This is a genomic window from Halobacillus sp. A1-3, assembly GCF_050971765.1.
GTDB classification, from domain to species: domain Bacteria; phylum Bacillota; class Bacilli; order Bacillales; family Halobacillaceae; genus Halobacillus; species Halobacillus mangrovi_B.
Window position 1 is genome coordinate 147,793 of sequence record NZ_JBPCEO010000003.1, and the last position, 18,171, is coordinate 165,963.

The window sequence follows — 18,171 nt, forward strand, 5'->3', positions numbered from 1 at the left end:
AGTAATTCCTCCTAAGTATGTGTATTCAGCTTTTTTTAACAGATTTGGCTAAAAAGTCTCCAGCATATTGGACCACTTGTACCATTACAATCAACAAGATGACCGTTGTGAACATAACGAAGTTGTCATACCGGTAGTACCCGTAGCGTATAGCTAAGTCGCCGATTCCGCCTCCGCCAATGGCTCCGGCCATGGCTGAATAACCGATCAAGCTGATTGCGGTGATCGTCAGCCCGCTGATTAGTCCTGACTTGATTTCAGGAAAAATGATATCTTTAATGATCAGCCATGGTGACGCTCCACAGGCAATGGCTGCTTCAATTACGCCCCGGTCAATGTCCCTGGCAGAGGACTCGACAATCCTAGCATAAAAAGGAATGGCTGCTACAGATAAAGCGACAGATGCAGCTACAGGTCCTGTTGTTGTGCCTAATAGGAAGTTAGTAAAAGGGAATAAAAAGACGAGCAAGATGATAAATGGAACAGATCTAACTAGGTTAACCACAACTCCCGCTACGCTCTTTACCCATTTGTTCTCCAAAAATAGATCACGATCTGTTACGAATAATAAGAGTCCGAGTGGCAGGCCTGCAATCAAGGCGACCACAAGGCCAATTCCAACCATAATCAACGTTTCAATAAAGGATTTATTCAGCTCGGGCAACAGGGTGATGAACTGATCTGCCATGTTTCAACACCTCCACTTCTTCTAAGGTTGTTTGCAAGCTTTGCAGTGCTGCTTGTATTTCTTTTTCTTCCCCCGTCAACTCCATTACGAATGTTCCTAAAGCTTTCTCCTGAATGTAGTCAATGTTTGCGTGAAGAATGTTTCCCCTTACGTTGAATTTCTGCAAAAGGTCTGAAACAACCGATTCATTTGCTAGATTCCCGCTAAATTTCATATGTACGATGGTTCCAGTGCTTCGCTCCAAAAGCTCATCAGGAATGTTAAAATCAATGACGGTTTGGATGAACCGTTTCGTCAATGTGTTCTTTGGCGAGGAAAAAATATCGTACGTTTTACCTTCTTCAACGATTTGTCCGTCTTCCATAACTGCACAGCGATCACAAATTTCTTTCACGACTTCCATCTCATGGGTAATTAAGACGATAGTAAGGCCCAGCTCACGATTAATTTTTTTCAGAAGCTGTAGGATCGACTTCGTGGTATTAGGATCAAGTGCAGAAGTAGCTTCATCACATAAAAGTACCTTTGGATTGTTCGCAAGGGCTCGAGCGATGCTGACACGCTGCTTTTGTCCCCCGCTTAACTGGGCAGGATACTGATCTGCTTTGTCGGAGAGACCGACAAGTTCAAGGAGCTCGAGTGCACGTTTCTTGCGTTCGTTTTTACCGACACCAGAAGCTTTCAATGCAAATGCTACATTGTCTACAACGGTTTTAGCCATTGCTAAGTGAAAGCCTTGAAAAATCATCCCAATCGACTGTCTTGCTTTTCTCAGTTCTTTGGAAGACAAGGATAAGAGATCGATTCCATCTACCAATACTTTCCCGCTTGTCGGTCGTTCTAAAATGTTTAAGCAGCGTAGTAACGTACTTTTCCCGGCACCACTGTACCCGACGACTCCGAATATTTCTCCTTTTTCAATTTCCAACGACACATGATCGACACCGATAATCTGCCGCTCTTTAGATTGATAGACTTTACTCAGCTGTTCAATCGAAATCATAAGGTTTCCTCCTTTATTCCATAAAAAAACTCTTCCGAATTCGGAAGAGAGTTTCGCATAGATATTCTGCCAAACTCTTATCTTCCAGAACACTTACATTCTGCAGGAATTAGCACCACTCCTTTCGGAAGGTTGCTGTGACATCAAAGGGCCGTTCCCTCAGTCACTCTCGATAAGAATTAATAATTAGGTATATTAGATTATGTTTTATTACTTTACAGTAAACAAGCATCATTGTAAATAATATTTTAAATATTTATAAAAATAGAGGTAATATGCTCCCGAGCATTCCCAATTGTTTATTCAAATGGAAAAGCCAAGGAATGGTCACAGTATTAAATAGAAGGGAGAGTATGAAATTATGAACAAGAATGCGGAGCAGATTCTGCACGATTATCGAAAGGGGATCGAAGAACTCACGAGTCACTTACCTGAAGCAACAAAAGAATATAATCGATTTACAGGCGCATTTTTTGAAGACGGAGAATTAGAGAGAGGGACTAAACATTTGATGGTGCTTGCGATCAGCTTGAAATATGGAGACGAAGCGAGTATCACATACCACATGGACCAATGTGTAGAGATGGGGTGCACGGACCAGCAGATTTATGAAACGATGGGAGTTAGCGCTGCTTACGGGGGCGGTTCTGCGATGAGTCAGGCTGTTACAGTAGGAATGAAAATAGTAGAGGAGTTTCGAAAGCGATAATGCAAAAAGCCGGGATAATTATCCCGGCTTTTTCTATTTTGTGGCAATAAAACAATTGTTGCGTTCAGAATTTGTGTAATAATTACTAAATTCTGAAAATTATGTAGAATAAATCAATACTTTACGTTATGATGTTGATAGATTCAAATTGTATACAATCTTTGAATACAAAATGGTGGGGTAATTCATGTCAACTAAAAAGAGAAATGAAGAAATGGCCTATGAGAAGGTTAAGCGTGCCATAATGCTTAAACGTTTGAACCCTGGTCAGAGGATAACGGAAGATTGGGTCAGTAAAGAATTAAATATGAGCAGAACTCCTATTCGAGCAGCTTTCAAAAGATTAGAGAGTGAAAAGCTCATAGAGCTTGTACCTAATAAAGGAGCGGTTGTTCACAACCCTTCAAATAAAGAGTTAGAGGATGTATTTAATTTGAGAACCGTTCTTGAAACGTATGCTGCGAGTTTGGCTATTCCGGAATTGACTAGTCAGGATTTTGCAGTTTTGTATGATTTATTGAATCAAGAAAAGGAGGCTTATAGAAAGAAAGACTTTGAGGAGTTTATGAGAGTTAATGGCTTGATTCACGCCTTCCCAGCTAGAGTAGCAAATAATAAATTCCTTTTACATGAGATAGAAACACTGAATCAGTGGTCCGACTGTTATCTAATTTTGAGAGATGAATTTTATTCTACTCCAATAGATGAGGTCAAATCTATTCCTGAACATAAAGAAATCGTCTTGAAACTTGAAAATAGAGATACGAGTGGAGTGGAAGAAGCGATTCGTTCTCATATGGCCTCGACACTTAAAGATTTATCTAATCGAACATCCATATTCAATTAAATAAAAATTAAGGAGCGGTGTTATGTCAACATCTAGTATTCAAACCAATCTTCCAGGCCCTAAAGCAAGTAGTTTACTTGAACGACGTCATAGTGTGGTACCTGATGCCGTGAGCTACGGACTTCCAACGTTCGCTGAAAAAGCAGAAGGAGCCAGAATTACTGATGTAGATGGCAATACTTTTATCGACTTTGCTGGTGCGATAGGAACGATCAACGTTGGGCATTGCCATCCTAAAGTGAAGGAAGCCTTGCACAACCAAGTGGAAAAATTTATCCATACAGGTTTTAATGTCATGATGTACGAGCCTTATATTGAGTTGGCAGAGAAGCTGGCAAATTTAGCACCTGGAGCTCATCATAAGAAAGTACTCCTACAAAACAGCGGTGCAGAAGCAGTTGAAAACGCCGTTAAAATAGCTCGAAAGTACACGGGAAGGCAAGCGATAGTAACTTTCGCTAATTCATTTCACGGTCGTACTCTTATGACGATGTCCATGACGAGTAAGGTAAGACCTTACAAATATGAATTTGGGCCGTTTGCCCCAGAGGTTTATAAAGCACCTTTTCCTTATACATATCGCCGTCCTGGAGGGATGAGTGAGGGAGCTTACATTGATTTTATGATTGAGCAATTCAACGATTTTCTATTAAAAGAAGTGGCACCTGAAACGGTTGCAGCAGTGTTTATGGAACCCGTGCAAGGAGAAGGTGGTTTCATAGTCCCTGATCAGAGATTTGTCCATGCAGTGAAAGAACTTTGTGAGAAGCACGGTATTCTGTTTGTCGCAGATGAAATTCAAACTGGGTTTGGACGTACAGGCCGTTATTTTGCCTCTGAACTTTTTAGCATTACTCCGGATTTAATAACTGTTTCTAAGTCTCTTGGGGCAGGAATGCCAATCAGTGGTGTAATTGGCAGAAAAGAAATTATGGATGCAGCAGGTGCGGGGGAGCTAGGCGGGACCTACAGTGGAAACCCGGTAGCTTGTCAGGCGGCCATAGCTGCTATCGACATAATTGACAATGAAAATCTAAACGAAAGAGCTGTCGAAATTGGAGAAACCGTTAAAGCCACGTTTACGAAAATGGCCGAGAAGGTCGACTGTATCGGAGATGTCCGTGGATTAGGGGCAATGGTCGCCATTGAAATCGTAGAAGATCAAAAAAGTAAAAAACCGGCCAAGGAGATGGCTGGAGAAATGGTAGCAAAGGCACAAAACAGCGGCTTACTGGTACTCGGTGCTGGGGTTTACGGAAATGTGATCCGCTTCTTAATGCCTCTTGTCATTACAGATGAAGAACTGGAAGAAGGGTTAACCATCCTTAAAGAAACCATAAGTGCTGTTTGGCACGAAAATACTGAATTTTCAGTTTAGAATGGGGGATTTACATGGAGGATAGAAAATTAAAGAAGGTTTTATCATCGGTTGATTTGTTGGTTTTAGCTCTAGGAGCCATGCTTGGATGGGGCTGGGTAGTTCTATCGGGCACCTGGATTACATCTGCCGGCTCAATGGGGGCAGTGATCGCTTTCGTCATTGGTGGATTTCTAGTTGTTTGCGTGGGATTGAATTATGCTGAATTGGCTTCCGCAATGCCAAAAGTTGGAGGGGAACATGAATATGTTCACAGAGCCTTAGGGAAGAATTTCTCCTTTGTTGCTTCCTGGGCAATAACACTCGGCTATGTTTCAGTGGCCACGTTTGAAGCGGTTGCCCTTCCTACTGTTATTGATTATCTTCTACCTAATTATCAGGCTGGTTACTTATGGACTATTGCCGGCTGGGACGTACACTTGAATTGGGTTTTAATTGGGTCAGTGGGGGCCTTAATTATTACAGGAATTAACTATCTAGGATTAAAACAGGCAGCCGTTTTACAAACTGTGTTTACCTTGATGATTGTAGGAGTTGGATTAATATTAATATTTGGATCCGGATTCCTAGGGGACACAGCTAACTTATCCCCCGCCTTTTCAGGAGGAATGGGGGGAATTATGACAGTGTTAGTAATGGTGCCGTTCCTATTTGTAGGTTTTGATGTCATTCCACAGGTGGCAGAAGAAGCAAACCTTCCACGGAAATCCATCGGGAAATTCTTGATCATTTCAGTGGTAGGTGCTATTTTATTTTATTTAGCTGTTGCTTTAGGAGTAGGGCTTGGATTAAGTCCGAGTCAACTTGCAAATTCTGAACTAGCTTCAGCAGACGCTATGGCCAGCTTATTTAACTCTGATGTTTTTGCCCAGATTCTAATTCTGGGAGGGGTTGCTGGAATAATAACCAGCTGGAACTCTTTCATCATTGGTGGCAGCCGGGTTCTTTACGCTATGGCTAAATCTGGAATGCTGCCTGCCTGGTTTGCGCGTTTACATCCGAAATATCACACGCCATCCAATGCAATTTTATTTATCGGGATTCTTTCCATGCTCGCACCTTTACTTGGAAGATCAGCGCTTGTATGGATTGTAGATGCAGGTGGACTAGGTATAGTTGTTGCTTATTTCTTTGTTGCCTTGTCATTTATTGTGTTAAGAAAAAAAGAACCGAACATGGAAAGACCATTCCGGGCTGCCAAATCTCCAATTTACGGCTACTTGGCACTTGTTCTAAGTCTTGGCTTCATTGTTCTTTATTTGCCAGGCATGCCTGCAGCTCTTATTTGGCCGTATGAGTGGATAATGGTAGCAGGCTGGGGGTTAGTAGGAGCTTTTTTCTTTATTCAGATGAACAGAGGAGCTTATGAGAAAAAATCTGCCACTGCTAAAAAGAAAGCTCTGTAGAAAGGACATGTGAAGATGAATCTTTATATTAATGGAAAGTCAATGAGTACCAATCAAGTATTTAATGTCATTAATCCGTATAGTCAGGAAATTGTAGATACCGTACCGGATGCAGGGGAAGAAGAAGCGAAACTGGCGGTTGAAGCCGCTTCTGATGCTTTTCGTGTTTGGAAAGCAACTACAGCATATGAACGAGCGGGATTCCTCTGGCGTTGGCACGGTCTAATTAATCAACATAAACAAGAACTCGCTGAGCTTATGACTAAAGAACAAGGGAAACCTTTAAAAGAGGCATTAGGAGAAATAGAATATGCTAACAGCTTTCTTGCCTGGTATGCAGAGGAAGGGAAACGTGTGTATGGAGAGACAATTCCTGCCTCGAAGCCGGATAAACGAATCCTTGTTCAAAAGCAGCCAATTGGTGTAATGGCAGCGATTACTCCGTGGAATTTCCCTGCAGCCATGATTACTCGAAAAGTTGGACCTGCGCTTGCTGCCGGGTGTACCGTTCTCATTAAACCTGCGGAACAGACACCTCTTACAGCTATACGATTAGTAGAGCTTGCTCATGAAGCGGGGGCACCGGATGGGATTATCAATATTGTGACTGGAGATGCGGCAACAATCAGTAACGTCTGGTTGTCTGATGCTCGTGTACGAAAGCTTTCATTTACCGGCTCTACAGAAGTAGGGAAACATTTGATGAAGAAGTCAGCGGATACAATGAAACGAATATCGCTTGAATTAGGTGGACAAGCTCCGTTTATTGTTTTTGAAGATGCTGACTTGGATAAAGCGGTCGAGGGGGCCATTGCTTCAAAATTTCGAAATGCAGGCCAAACCTGTATTTGTTCCAATCGGTTTTACGTCCATGATTCTGTTCTTGATTCCTTTACAGAAAAGTTAAAAGAAGAGGCATCTCAATTAAAGATTGGAGATGGACTTGATTTAGAAACGGATATAGGTCCGCTGATAGACAAGAATGGGTACTATAAAGTCCAGCAGCATATCCAGGATGCCGTCAAAAATGGTGCAGAACTAGTAACTGGCGGCTCGGGGTCTTCAGAAAATGGATTCTTTATCGATCCAACGGTCCTGAAAAACACTAAAGACAGTATGCTTTGTATGCGAGAAGAAACGTTTGGGCCTGTACTGCCTGTCTCCTCTTTTACCGATGAAAATGAGGCTATAAAAAGAGCGAACGATTCCTCTTTTGGATTAGCTGGTTATCTTTATACGGAGAACATCAGTAAGGCGCTTCTATTAGCGGAAGAACTTGAATACGGCATTGTAGGATTGAATGATGGAGCACCATCTACCGCTCAAGCACCATTTGGCGGATTTAAGGAGAGTGGACTTGGCAGAGAAGGTGGCCATTTTGGAATTGAAGAATACTTAGAAACGAAGTACATTTCGATCGGGCTCTAATATAACCGAATCAACATATTATTGAAAAGCCCTGAACCTCTCTATGGAGAAGTTCAGGGCTTCAATTATGCTCGTTTCACCATATCTATATAGAGCTGTTTATAGGCGTGATGTTCTTCTTCCATTCCCGTTTCTTGGTATAACTTTGCAAGCCACTGCACCGGCTGTGGATCTTCCCCATACAGCTCCATATCCCAGCTCATACACTCGATTGCTTTTTCTGGCTGGTGGAAAAAGTAGAAGAGTTCACCGAGTCGCCGCTGCTGATTGGGATCTTCCGCAATCCGATTCATTTCATCGATGTTTTCTATAAGGGATTTAGCCTGATGGAAATCTCTTAAAGGACCGATCCATTTATTCAGGTAAGGAACCTCATGGTTGCTCAGGAGAGAGGACACGGCCTCATGAAGAATATCAGGAGCCTGTTGATCTTTAGACTCAAACAAGGCAAGAGTGAAGGTGCGCCATCCTTCAGGTGAAATCGACTGCTCAGAGATATTTCTTTTCTTTTCGATGTCTATGAGTGCTTTAGTGAGAGAAGGCTCAAGGCTAATTTGGTGCTGGCCGATTAAGGACAGCGCCTCTTCCATACGTTCCGATTTGACATAGGAATGCAGCAAGTCTTGGATCAGAGGTTCTATTGCAACACCCCGTTTATATAAATCTTCAAGAATCTCTAAACGTTTTTCCTCGTTAAAATGTTCGTCGACCAGTGTGAGCAACACTTTATAATCTTCGATTGTTTTAGTCTTGGTAAGATGTGTGATATGAATCCCGATCAAGTCGATCCATCGGGATTGATTTTTATAGAGAGCGGTTAATTGGTGAAAGGTAGCACTTTGAAATTTATAAGGATATAAGTTTTTTTCTACGTAAATGGGGTCTTTGGAGAGCAGCTTCTCATCGTTGTTTTTGTAACGTGAATCGTAGCGTGTGAAATCCAAGTTGCCTGAGAAAGTATCAACTAATGGGTGGTTAGGTGAAAAGTCTTTAAGTAAGTGGTAAATGCGGTAACAGGATAACCATTTCCCGTCGCGGCGTTCTTTATAGAATAAAGTCTGAATGAAATGAGCGAGCTTTTCTTTTTTAATGAAAGATTCAAAGTAGGTAGCGATCAGGGATGTTTCTTGGGCATTGTACTGCGTCTGTAGTTTTTTAAAGAGATCGTTAAAATCTTGTTTCTTCACTTGGGGATTAGAGGAAAGGGTGGCATCAATCAAGGGATGTGGAGCAGGTAAGGTGATTCCTTTTTTTAAGGCATGGGTGACGTGCGAACGCTTCGTTACTTTTTTGGGTCGTACATAATTCAAATATTGATCATTATGAAAAAAGATATAGTAGCTCTGGCCGCTTTCGTCCTTGGCATCTATGATTTTGCATTGTTTGTAGATAGTCATTTGACTAACGTGGAGAGGCTGGACCTGCTGCTGATCTCTGACTGTAATCGTGGGTAATGGCATACATCTACCTCCTTTATATTATCTTTATTCTATCATGAGTAAGGGGAATAAAGATACAACGTTGAGGTTTCCGCATGTCTTGCTAGTCATGAGTGTAAAAAAGCTCATTATAAAAAAATGCCTGCGCACATAAGGTGCACAGGATAAATGGTATATTTAATCCGGCATAATGGTTACGATTTGCTGAATCCGAACAAAAAACGTAGTGTCCCCAACGTTCAAAACGATGTGATCAGGTTGAACATCTGCAAGTACTCCACGTACCGTATCCTTTGTCGTTTCAACAATCAACGTTTTCCCAACGACAGTTTTTAAAGTGTTTACAACAAAAGGATCTATAATAGTGGTGTATTGTATGTTCATTGGCTGTTGTTGCATATCACGAGCATACTGATAATAATGCATAATAAAAAAATCCCTCCTGTTTCATCTCCTTACAACGTATGCATTCATCTATGCACTGTCTGGGCGCGCACTCAAGAGGATTAACACGAACATTAAAATGATAATTATAAGAAAAGTTCGTTTTTAGCGTTGAATCTGTTTTATTTGTCTGCTATAGTAGCACAGTAATCAATTTATATAGTATTACTCGTATATTCTCGGAAATATGGTCTGAGCGTCTCTACCCGGTTCCCATTGTAAGAACTGGACTACGAGTTAAAGTATTCGCTTGTATGGTTTTTGTCTTTTTTTTGGCAAGACTGTTTTTAATACTTTAATTTCGTAGGTCTAGAAGGGTGGATGTCATTCGCTCTCTAGACCTTTTTCTATTGAGTAAAATATTGCTCAAAGGAGGATCGAAGACCACACCAAGATTGCACATTACATTATGATTAAAGGAGAATTTTTTATGAACAAGCAGCTTAGAAATGCAATGTTAGCTATTATTACCGTATTATTTTTATCAATTTTAGCTGGGTGTAATTCCTCAGTACAGTCTGAATCCAATAAGTCAGAAGAGCAGCAGCCGATTTTGATCCAAGGGCCTATGCCTATAGAGGCTGAAAAGTTCGCAGATCGTTTAGAAAACGTGAAAGAAGAGAAGTCCGGAACGTTTGAATTTTACATAGGAACAGTCGATGATTACCCTGTGATCGTTGCCAAAACAGGTAAGGGTATGGAAAATACAGCAGCAGCGACGGCTGTAGCCATTGAAAAGTATGACCCTGCTGCGATCATTAATCAAGGCACATCTGGCGGTCATGATCCAGACCTTCACGTATTTGATATTGTTTTAGGAAAAAGAGTGACTAACATAGGGTCTTTAAAAACCTCCCATAAGGAAGACGGAGAAGGCATAGATCCGACCACGTGGATTCCAATGGATTTAATGGCCAATGAAGGAAGCGCTGGTGAAGATCCAGATGCTGAAAATATCCGCTACTTTAAAGGTGATGAAGACCTGCTTGCCGCCGCTAATGACGTGAAAGATGAGTACACCAAAGGAGAGGTTGTAGAAGGTACGATCGGCTCGGCAGATGTCTGGAACAATGAGGTTGACCGTATTCAGTGGTTCCACGAAAAATACGGAACTTCTGTTGAAGAAATGGAAGGTGCGGCAGGTGCTCAAATCGCGAAAGCTTATGATGTACCTTTCCTGGGCATTCGTATCCTTTCTAACAACAAAGTAAATGGTGGAGAGTACAATCCAAATACGGCAGAAGCCAATCAGGAATATGTGTATAAAGTGGTGAAGGAATACATCTCCACAATAGAGTAAGTATAGAGGAGAACGAAAGGGTGCGATTTATATGCGCCTCTTATATCTTCCCTATCGATTCTCCAGACTTTAGGTAGCATTATGGGGCGTGGCAGAATCTAACTTTTTCTACTATACGAAATACTAAAAAAAGCCAGACCTTTAAAAGGCCTGGCTTTCTAATCATTATACCCAAGTGTAATCGCGTCCCCAGCTTTCCTTCGCAAGCTGAACCACTTGATTAACCACTTCTTCTTCAACCGCATAAGCATCTCCCTGTTCATACGGGTTGTAGTGGAAGGCATAAAGCCTTGATACAAACTCATGGAATGGAAGAGAGCTTTCACCTTCAATCTCACCATTACCTGCGACGCTTGGCTCGATTTCCTGCCCCCAATTTTGAGAGCCATCATTATTCGGATTGTAAAAGTATATCCGGTACTCTCCAGTAAGGTCCCTTATGATTCTCGTAATTGACACGGCGTGTAAACCGAGAAGCTTCCCGTGCACATTCGTGATGAAAATACCGACAGGGTTCGGATAAATCAATTCGTATTCATCGTTGTATTCCGGATGATGGGTCGCATAAAACAACTTTACAAAACCAGTATAGTCAACAACATATCCTGTGACCGGATCGAACACGGAGCTGAATCCTTTTTGTACCCAATTCCCATAAAAGGCAGGATTAACCCAGCGGTGTCCGTCTTCGCCACGTAAAGCGACTCGTGACATCATCTCACTGTAGATTCGATCAAGGTGCGGAACGAGAACGAGCGAGACAGGGTCAAGCTCTTTATCCAAGTCAGGGGCAAGTCCCCCACTTAAATCTTTCGAGTGAATCTGGGCACCTTCGAACGTAAAATCAAGGTCTCCATCGCGAGCTGCACGCGGAATAATCTCAAGTAAAAATCCAGGTGCATGTTGAGCCCAAAGACTGATACCGCGGGCAGCTTGACATGTTGGATTGAACCCTTGACCAATGCCAAGCGGCTGACCAAGAACTTGAAGTGTGCCGGCTACAAGAATGCTGTTGGCTGTGACACCTTCACCTGTTGAAGTCGTCTGATACAAGGCGTTACGCACATCTGGACGAATATCGAGCTCGACGAGTCGCCTTAATCCAGGTGCAACGGGTGAATGGGATAGTACCCCGCGCTCAAGCATGAGGGACAAACCGTATACTGCCTGTCTTGTTCCTGGGAAGATCGCAGCTTTTATCAATTGAATGACAAGCTCGCTGTTCTCCTCGAGATTCGCGCTTCCTTTACTGTTCAAATTCAGCACGTAAGTCAACAGTCCCGGCATCCGCTTACATATAAAACGAGTCAATGTTGCATGATGAGGAGCAACTAGACCGGTTTCTCGCATCGATTTCGCTAAAGCGATACTTTCTGAGATCAACTCGGATCTTGTCAATGATTTGAGATTGGCCCTGTAAGCATGCAGGTCTTTGAACTTGCTGCTCAAAGGGGACGGTCCCTCGATAGCCGAAATGTATTTTTTTAGCTCAGCCACATCTTTCTCATCTGCTTCTGTTTCTTTATCAAGCATCTCCTTCGCCATGTTGATCATTGAAACGGTGCGCTTCACCATAATCGGACGCTGTGCAGTCAGCCGTTCGATTTCCATAATCAAAGTTCTAATCAGTGCAGTGGAGGATAGACGACTTGCTAAAAACTGAAATAGTTTTCTGGCACGTTCATCATTTTCATTTTTTTCAATCCTTGCGCTCTCTGTTGCATTAGGAAACAGAATGTCCAAATTCAACACCATAACTTCATTCAAAAACTCTTCCGCCATATTAGCTGTTAGATTTGGATGGTTATATTTAGATTCAGCGATAGCAAGCATACGAAGCTCACTTAACACTTCAATAATCATTGGAAGTCCTTTAGCTTTTAAAGAACCTGCAACGAGAGGAGGCTGTAATTTATCAGCCGTTTCCCAGGGCCCATCCTGAAATACGCCGCTTTCCTCAAAGCGGTGTGCATGCTGATAGAGGTACTCTAATCCATCTTCCGCATCGATAAGGCGATTTGCCTCTTGATACACATCCGTTTGATACTTTGGTTTTACGAATGATTGTGCTTTATTTAAAGTTTCTAAGGCATGGGCGAATCGTTCAACAATGACACCGGTAGGTTGAGGCATAAGTCCTCTCCTTTCAATTTGAAACGCCTAGCTTAAACGTAGAAATCATGCTCTTCATATTCTTTCAGCAAGTCTCTCATGACTTCGCTGTCTCTTCCATAGAAGAATATTGTTCCGTAGTGGTTTCCAAAACCAACGCGCTCTGCTACTTTTCCTTGAGGAGGGGTAAACATATCGTGTTTTTCAAAATAAGAGTTCTCTTCCAGCTGTTCAGGGATTGTGAGGTCTTCAACAAAATCTTTGTTTGGATGAACCATTAAGCAGCCTGCGTACCCTTTGTAACTGTATGGGTCCGGGAAGAATTCGGTAAGTTCTTCTTCTGTTGTATTCGGATCACTGCAGAGGATTTGCGCTTCGTATGCACTGAACCCGTAAGCACGTTCGATCAGTTCGAAAATATGGCCTCCAGGTACACGCGCCGCGACTTCACCGAAGTGGAGCGTTCCGTCATGAGTGATGAAGTATTCTGGGTGGATGACACCATATTCAATTTCGAAGGCATCAACAAGCTGCTGGACCGCTTTTTCAATGAGAGGGCGCTTTTCTTCCAGTGAAGGAGAAGCGGGCACGAAGTTTGAATAGCCTAAGCGAATGTATTCCGTAATATTTAAAAAGCGTACTTTACCTTTATGGATAAACGCTTCAACAGAGAACTCCTGTCCATCCAGATGGCTTTCCATTAACAAAGGAAAGTCTGCATCTGTGATTTGCTCGATTTCTTCTTCGGTGTATATAGCAAGGTGTCCTACAGAGCCTGCTTTATCAAGCGGTTTTACGTGTATTGGATCATAATGATCGCCTTCAAGCTTCAGTAATGCTTCGTTGACTCGTTTTAAGAATCGCTTCACATCTTCTTTATCGTGTGCTTCTTCAAAAACACCAACCTTGATGCCTGAGATTTGTGCTTTCCGTTTCATCATCCCTTTATCTCTCAGCAAAAGAGAACGGTTGAACACACGTGGCTCTTCACGGAATCTGGCATTGAGGGCACCGGCCCATTCCACACACTCTTCATATAAAGGGACGGCAACTTCTGCACCGATCTCCCTTAGCTGATTGTAAAGATGATCAGAGCTTTCATTGAGTTTGTTGAAGTCCCATCCAACAAAAGGAATTTCGTGCTTTTCTGCGTATGACTCAAACTCCGGAGGACCTACGACGACAAATGGTCGGTTCATGCGAGCAGCCGCTTCAATGGCTTGGACACTCCATCCGATTAAAGCGGTGTAGTAAGGTTTTGTTTTTTCATCTTCATCTACAGTTGCATTCAATTCAAGTTGATCAAGATCCATTTAAAATTCTCTCCTTTTCATCGATGAATTGTGAAACAAGGAAACTATTGGTGAAGCGTGTTACTCTATTAATTTAAAACTACCAAAATATCGAAAAAACTGTAAGCGAAATACAAAGCTTTCGACAAAAATTTACAAAACTAGTGAATGTTTTTGAGGATTGAAGAGTAGGAGCATGAGGGAATACTCACTCTAAGAATGGGAACAGCACTTATAGAGGAGGGGTAATATGGAAAAAGAGAAAACCTATCAAGATAAATTAAAGAAATTAAACCCTAAAAAAGCGATAGAACAGAGCAGAAAATACTTTTCCGAAAAAGCGTACGGAGAGAAATTGCGAGATTATAGCAGTCGAATTGGAACGAAGGTTGTCTATTACAGCTTGTTGCTTTATTATGCCTTCAAAAGTCCAGCCACTCCTAAAAAAGCGAAACTTACGATTGCAGGTGCGCTCGGCTACTTAATATTACCCGTCGATCTCATTCCTGATTTTATTCCTGCTGTCGGTTTCGCGGATGACAGCGCGGTTATTATTTATGCGGTCTACCAGGTGCTATCGCATATTGATGATGAAGTAAAAGGTCAGGCGAAGGCGAGGTTGAAAAAGCTGTTTGGAGATGCTGTCAATTTGGATGAGCTCGAAGACCCAACGGAGAAACGAGACAATAGTGATAATGAATAAGTACAGTTCATATGATAAAGGGAGGATGCTATCCTCTCTTTATTTTTGTTTAATTATTGTCTAAGGCTATCCACGGTGTACATAGGGTGATAGCTAAGCAGAAGGTGAATAGACGGGGAGGTTAGCAAGATGAAGCGTGATCCGATTCAACTTCAGCAGAGGGTCATCTACTACAAGGCTGAACTCGACAAATACAAAAAGAAAGTGCAGGATTATCAGGATAATTACCATTATTCCCAACTTGAACAGTTAAAAAATCAGAATCAGCAATTATTAAAAGAAAGAGAAGAGGCGGAAGAACAAAGTCGTATAGAAAACGAAGAACTTACAAAACGGGTGAAAGGCCTTGAACAGCAGGTTGCTGTTTATGAAGAGCAAGAGGAACGATTGAAGGAAGAACTTTTAGCCATAGATAAAGATTATGAGCGATTACAGCAAGAAAATAACGAACTTTCTCAAGCTAAGAAAAGATATGAGGGAGAGTTGAAAGTCAATCAAGAACGATTGCAGGAGCTGAGGAATAATTTAGCTTTTCTGCAGGAAAGCTATATGATTGTTCAGAGGAAATTCAAAGCTGAGCAAAGACTAAAACAGGAAGCAGTTGAGACTGCAGCTGAAAATTTAAACACTCTTGAAATTGAACGAGAAGAGACAGAAAAGAAGCAAGTCGCAAACAAGCGGGAGATTGAAGAGTACCAGGGACTTCTGAAAGCGTGGGAAGAAAAGGAGAAAGCATTAGTAGAATCACTAGAATCGTTAAAAGAAGAGCATCATAACTTGAAGCAAGAAAAAGCACGAGAGGTTCAAGAGTTACATGCTCAAAAGGAAGAGTTAGAAGAGAAAAACCATCGAATGAACGTGACTATAAAGGCCTTGCAAAGCGATATACAATCGCTTCAAGAAACGAATAAGAGTTTAGAGGAACAGCTGGCAGAGGAGGAAGAAGAGGAAAATGAGTTATTGGAACAATTGGATGAAAAGGTCAAACGTCTGCTAGGGGAATCTTTGGAATATGAAGAAGAGATGGATTCAAAAATTGAACTCATCCATTCGTTAGAAGATAAATTAAAAGTTCTCTCGGAAGAAATTGAAGAAATGGAACAAGCGATGCAAGAGGAAGAATGAGACCAGATCATTATGATTTGGTCTTTTTCCTATTTATCGATAAAATAGTCTTTCGAAGATTTATAGGTTACAAGGAGAGAACCCAATGAAAACGCTAGAAATCGTCCAAACGCAAGGGCGTTTTTTTCAACATTTACAATATAAAAATGATTACACAAACGAATCAAACGAATGTATGATCCAAACAGCAGCACAGCTTATCGATAAGAAGAGCTCTGAAAACCGGCCGGGTATGTTGCTTGGCAAAATTCAATCAGGGAAGACGAGAACCTTCATTGGTGTGATGGGGCTTGCTTATGACAACGGCTTTGATGCTGTGATCATCCTTACGAAAGGGACAAATGCGCTCGTGAAGCAGACCTACGCACGCCTGGAGGAAGAGTTTGCAGAGCAAATCGTGGATGATAGACTGCGGGTTTACGACATCATGTCAATGCCGGAACGTCTTCGAAAGTATGAGTTGTCTCAAAAGCTTGCTTTTATTGTGAAAAAAGAGACCCATAACCTTGATCGACTTCGTGAAACACTAGTGGATCAATATCCTTCTCTATCAAATAAAAAGATCTTGTTTATTGACGACGAGGCAGATTTTGCGAGTGTCGCCTATGAGTACAAATGGGAGCAAAACATTACAAAGATGAGAGTGATCGCATCAAAAATCAATGAACTTAGAGGTTGCTTACAGGAGTCAGCTTTTCTGCAAGTAACCGCAACTCCTTACTCCCTTTATTTACAGCCAGAGGAAATGACCATCCATGAGGGGAAAGTATTTGAGCCGATACGCCCTGCTTTCACAGAACTGGTGCCTGTCCATGATCGGTATATCGGGGGCGATATGTACTTTGAGAAGTCGCAGATTGCCGGTCATTTCGCTTCTTACCTCTACCATGAAGTGGCTGAGAAGGAACTGCAAGTCATGAAGAAAATGGATGGGCGCAGGGTGAAAATGGACAAGCTCTTGAAGCAGAAAAACATCGCAAATATCCGAAGAGCCATCGTTAATTTTATTGTAGGAAGCTGTATCCGACGCTGGCAGCAACGGCAAGCGGGAATGAAGCAGCGAAAGTATTCCTTCATTATTCATACTGAACGCGGGAAAAACGCGCATGCCTGGCAAGGGGAACTCATCCGCAGTTTTGAAGATTTATTGATCGAGGCAGCGAGAGAAGAGTCGGAAGTATTTCACACGTTGGTTCAACAGTCTTATCAGGATCTGATTCGTTCCGTGAAAACTCTGAATAATGTACCTGTGCCTTCTTACATTCAAGTCTATCTAGAAGTGAAGCTAGCCCTTGACCAGGAATATATCGTCAGTTCCATCGTTAATTCGGAAAAAGACGTGAAGGAGCTGCTTGACCACAGTGGACAGCTCCAGCTTCGTGCGCCCATGAACATTTTTATCGGTGGACAAATTCTCGATCGCGGAGTAACAATCCATAATTTGATTGGCTTTTTCTACGGAAGAAATCCAAAGACTTTCCAACAGGACACCGTGCTTCAGCATTCTCGGATGTACGGAGCCCGTCCGCTTGAAGACCTTGCCGTCACTCGCTTTTACACAACACAGAGAATTTATTCAATTATGGAGCGGATCCACGAATTTGATGCAGAACTTAGACGTGCCTTTGAATGTGGAGGGCAAGAACGTGGGGTTGTGTTTATCCAGAAGGATTTGACTTCAACCATTTTACCTTGCAGTCCCAATAAGATTTTATTATCCAGTTTGACCATGCTGAAACCTCATAAGCGTCTGTTACCGGTCGGTTTTCAAACCGGGTACAAGACCCACATCCAGAAAACAGTGCGTGAAATCGATCGCTTAATTGAAAATGAATTGAAAAATGCCCGCTATCACGAAGAAGGAGCTTACTTGATCCCTGTTGAAAAGGCGAAAGAAATGATCACGCTTGTTCATAAGACGCTTGAGATGGAAGAAGGTCGAGAGTTCAACTTGGACGAGTATCATAGTGTCCTTGATTATTTGAGCACCGAAGCAAAATCAGGGGCTTATGTGTGGCTAATCACAAGGACAAGACGTGAAATTCAACGCTTTAAGGAGGATGGGGCATTTGAGAATTCTCCAGATACACCAGGAAAAGGTAAAGGGGAGCTTGCCATCGCTAGAAGAAAAGCAAAGGACCATCCGGCTTTGATTATGCTCAGGCAGGAAGGAAAAAAAGAGCATGGCTGGAGAGGTGCTGAATTTTGGTGGCCAGTGGTTGTCGCCCCTTCTGAAACAAGGCCAACGGTTTTTGCGAATAAAACGGTGAAATAAGAGAAACGGCAGCCGAACAAAT

15 protein-coding genes and 2 riboswitches are annotated in these 18,171 nt (G+C 42.1%); of the genes, 9 read left to right on the plus strand and 6 right to left on the minus strand.

All coding sequences use genetic code 11. The annotated features are described in order from the left end of the window. Nucleotides 1–25 precede the first annotated feature (25 nt). Together ACRYKC_RS06160 and ACRYKC_RS06165 are read right to left on the minus strand one after the other, a co-directional pair. Nucleotides 26–688 carry a methionine ABC transporter permease gene (locus ACRYKC_RS06160; RefSeq protein ID WP_433805861.1) on the minus strand — a complete coding sequence of 221 codons (663 nt, stop codon included), beginning with the start codon at nucleotides 686–688 and terminating at the stop codon, nucleotides 26–28. Next, a complete protein-coding gene (locus ACRYKC_RS06165) occupies nucleotides 648–1,691 on the minus strand; it encodes a methionine ABC transporter ATP-binding protein (RefSeq protein ID WP_433805862.1) in 1,044 nt (347 codons plus the stop codon). The genes ACRYKC_RS06160 and ACRYKC_RS06165 overlap by 41 nt, the downstream gene beginning before the upstream one ends. Before the next feature lie 74 nt (nucleotides 1,692–1,765). Next, nucleotides 1,766–1,870: riboswitch (SAM riboswitch) on the minus strand. Nucleotides 1,871–2,052: 182 nt separating this feature from the next. Here ACRYKC_RS06165 and ACRYKC_RS06170 point away from each other — a divergent pair. The 5 genes from ACRYKC_RS06170 (at nucleotide 2,053) to ACRYKC_RS06190 (ending at nucleotide 7,459) form a co-directional block, all read left to right on the plus strand. Further along, nucleotides 2,053–2,400, plus strand: coding sequence for a carboxymuconolactone decarboxylase family protein (locus ACRYKC_RS06170; protein ID WP_433805863.1), 348 nt, complete (start codon nucleotides 2,053–2,055; stop codon nucleotides 2,398–2,400). A 187-nt stretch (nucleotides 2,401–2,587) separates the two neighbouring features. Next, nucleotides 2,588–3,247: a GntR family transcriptional regulator gene (locus ACRYKC_RS06175; protein WP_433805864.1), complete on the plus strand. Its 660-nt coding sequence runs from the start codon at nucleotides 2,588–2,590 to the stop codon at nucleotides 3,245–3,247. 22 nt (nucleotides 3,248–3,269) lie between these two features. Then, nucleotides 3,270–4,625 (plus strand): 4-aminobutyrate--2-oxoglutarate transaminase, encoded by a 1,356-nt coding sequence (gene gabT, locus ACRYKC_RS06180; RefSeq protein WP_433805865.1) that lies wholly within the window; start codon nucleotides 3,270–3,272, stop codon nucleotides 4,623–4,625. 14 nt (nucleotides 4,626–4,639) lie between these two features. Then, entirely contained in the window at nucleotides 4,640–6,031 is a 1,392-nt protein-coding gene (locus ACRYKC_RS06185; RefSeq protein ID WP_433805866.1) for an APC family permease, read from the plus strand. 15 nt (nucleotides 6,032–6,046) lie between these two features. Beyond that, complete coding sequence (locus ACRYKC_RS06190; RefSeq protein WP_433805867.1) at nucleotides 6,047–7,459, plus strand: NAD-dependent succinate-semialdehyde dehydrogenase; 1,413 nt, start codon at nucleotides 6,047–6,049, stop codon at nucleotides 7,457–7,459. A gap of 65 nt (nucleotides 7,460–7,524) precedes the next feature. On the opposite strand, the gene ACRYKC_RS06195 is transcribed toward ACRYKC_RS06190, so the two are convergent. Then, on the minus strand, nucleotides 7,525–8,919 hold the full coding sequence (locus ACRYKC_RS06195; RefSeq protein WP_433805868.1) for a hypothetical protein: 1,395 nt from the start codon (nucleotides 8,917–8,919) through the stop codon (nucleotides 7,525–7,527). A 156-nt stretch (nucleotides 8,920–9,075) separates the two neighbouring features. Further along, complete coding sequence (locus ACRYKC_RS06200) at nucleotides 9,076–9,324, minus strand: YuzF family protein (protein WP_433805869.1); 249 nt, start codon at nucleotides 9,322–9,324, stop codon at nucleotides 9,076–9,078. Between the two features lie 167 nt (nucleotides 9,325–9,491). Beyond that, a riboswitch (purine riboswitch) is annotated at nucleotides 9,492–9,595 on the plus strand. 177 nt (nucleotides 9,596–9,772) lie between these two features. Here ACRYKC_RS06200 and ACRYKC_RS06205 point away from each other — a divergent pair. Continuing rightward, nucleotides 9,773–10,642 (plus strand): 5'-methylthioadenosine/S-adenosylhomocysteine nucleosidase, encoded by an 870-nt coding sequence (locus ACRYKC_RS06205; protein ID WP_433805870.1) that lies wholly within the window; start codon nucleotides 9,773–9,775, stop codon nucleotides 10,640–10,642. A gap of 165 nt (nucleotides 10,643–10,807) precedes the next feature. Here ACRYKC_RS06205 and ACRYKC_RS06210 read toward each other — a convergent pair whose 3' ends face one another. Further along, entirely contained in the window at nucleotides 10,808–12,775 is a 1,968-nt protein-coding gene (locus tag ACRYKC_RS06210) for a hypothetical protein (RefSeq protein WP_433805871.1), read from the minus strand. Nucleotides 12,776–12,807: 32 nt separating this feature from the next. Beyond that, a complete protein-coding gene (locus ACRYKC_RS06215) occupies nucleotides 12,808–14,067 on the minus strand; it encodes an ATP-grasp domain-containing protein (RefSeq protein WP_433805872.1) in 1,260 nt (419 codons plus the stop codon). Nucleotides 14,068–14,296: 229 nt separating this feature from the next. Here ACRYKC_RS06215 and ACRYKC_RS06220 point away from each other — a divergent pair, with 229 nt between their 5' ends. The 3 genes from ACRYKC_RS06220 (at nucleotide 14,297) to ACRYKC_RS06230 (ending at nucleotide 18,149) form a co-directional block, all read left to right on the plus strand. Beyond that, a complete protein-coding gene (locus ACRYKC_RS06220; RefSeq protein ID WP_433805873.1) occupies nucleotides 14,297–14,749 on the plus strand; it encodes a YkvA family protein in 453 nt (150 codons plus the stop codon). Between the two features lie 129 nt (nucleotides 14,750–14,878). After that, the gene (locus tag ACRYKC_RS06225; protein ID WP_433805874.1) at nucleotides 14,879–15,874 is read left to right on the plus strand and encodes a coiled-coil domain-containing protein; all 996 of its coding nucleotides are present in this window, start codon (nucleotides 14,879–14,881) and stop codon (nucleotides 15,872–15,874) included. A gap of 85 nt (nucleotides 15,875–15,959) precedes the next feature. Further along, nucleotides 15,960–18,149, plus strand: a complete 2,190-nt coding sequence (locus tag ACRYKC_RS06230) for a Z1 domain-containing protein (RefSeq protein ID WP_433805875.1) — start codon at nucleotides 15,960–15,962, stop codon at nucleotides 18,147–18,149. Nucleotides 18,150–18,171 lie beyond the last annotated feature (22 nt).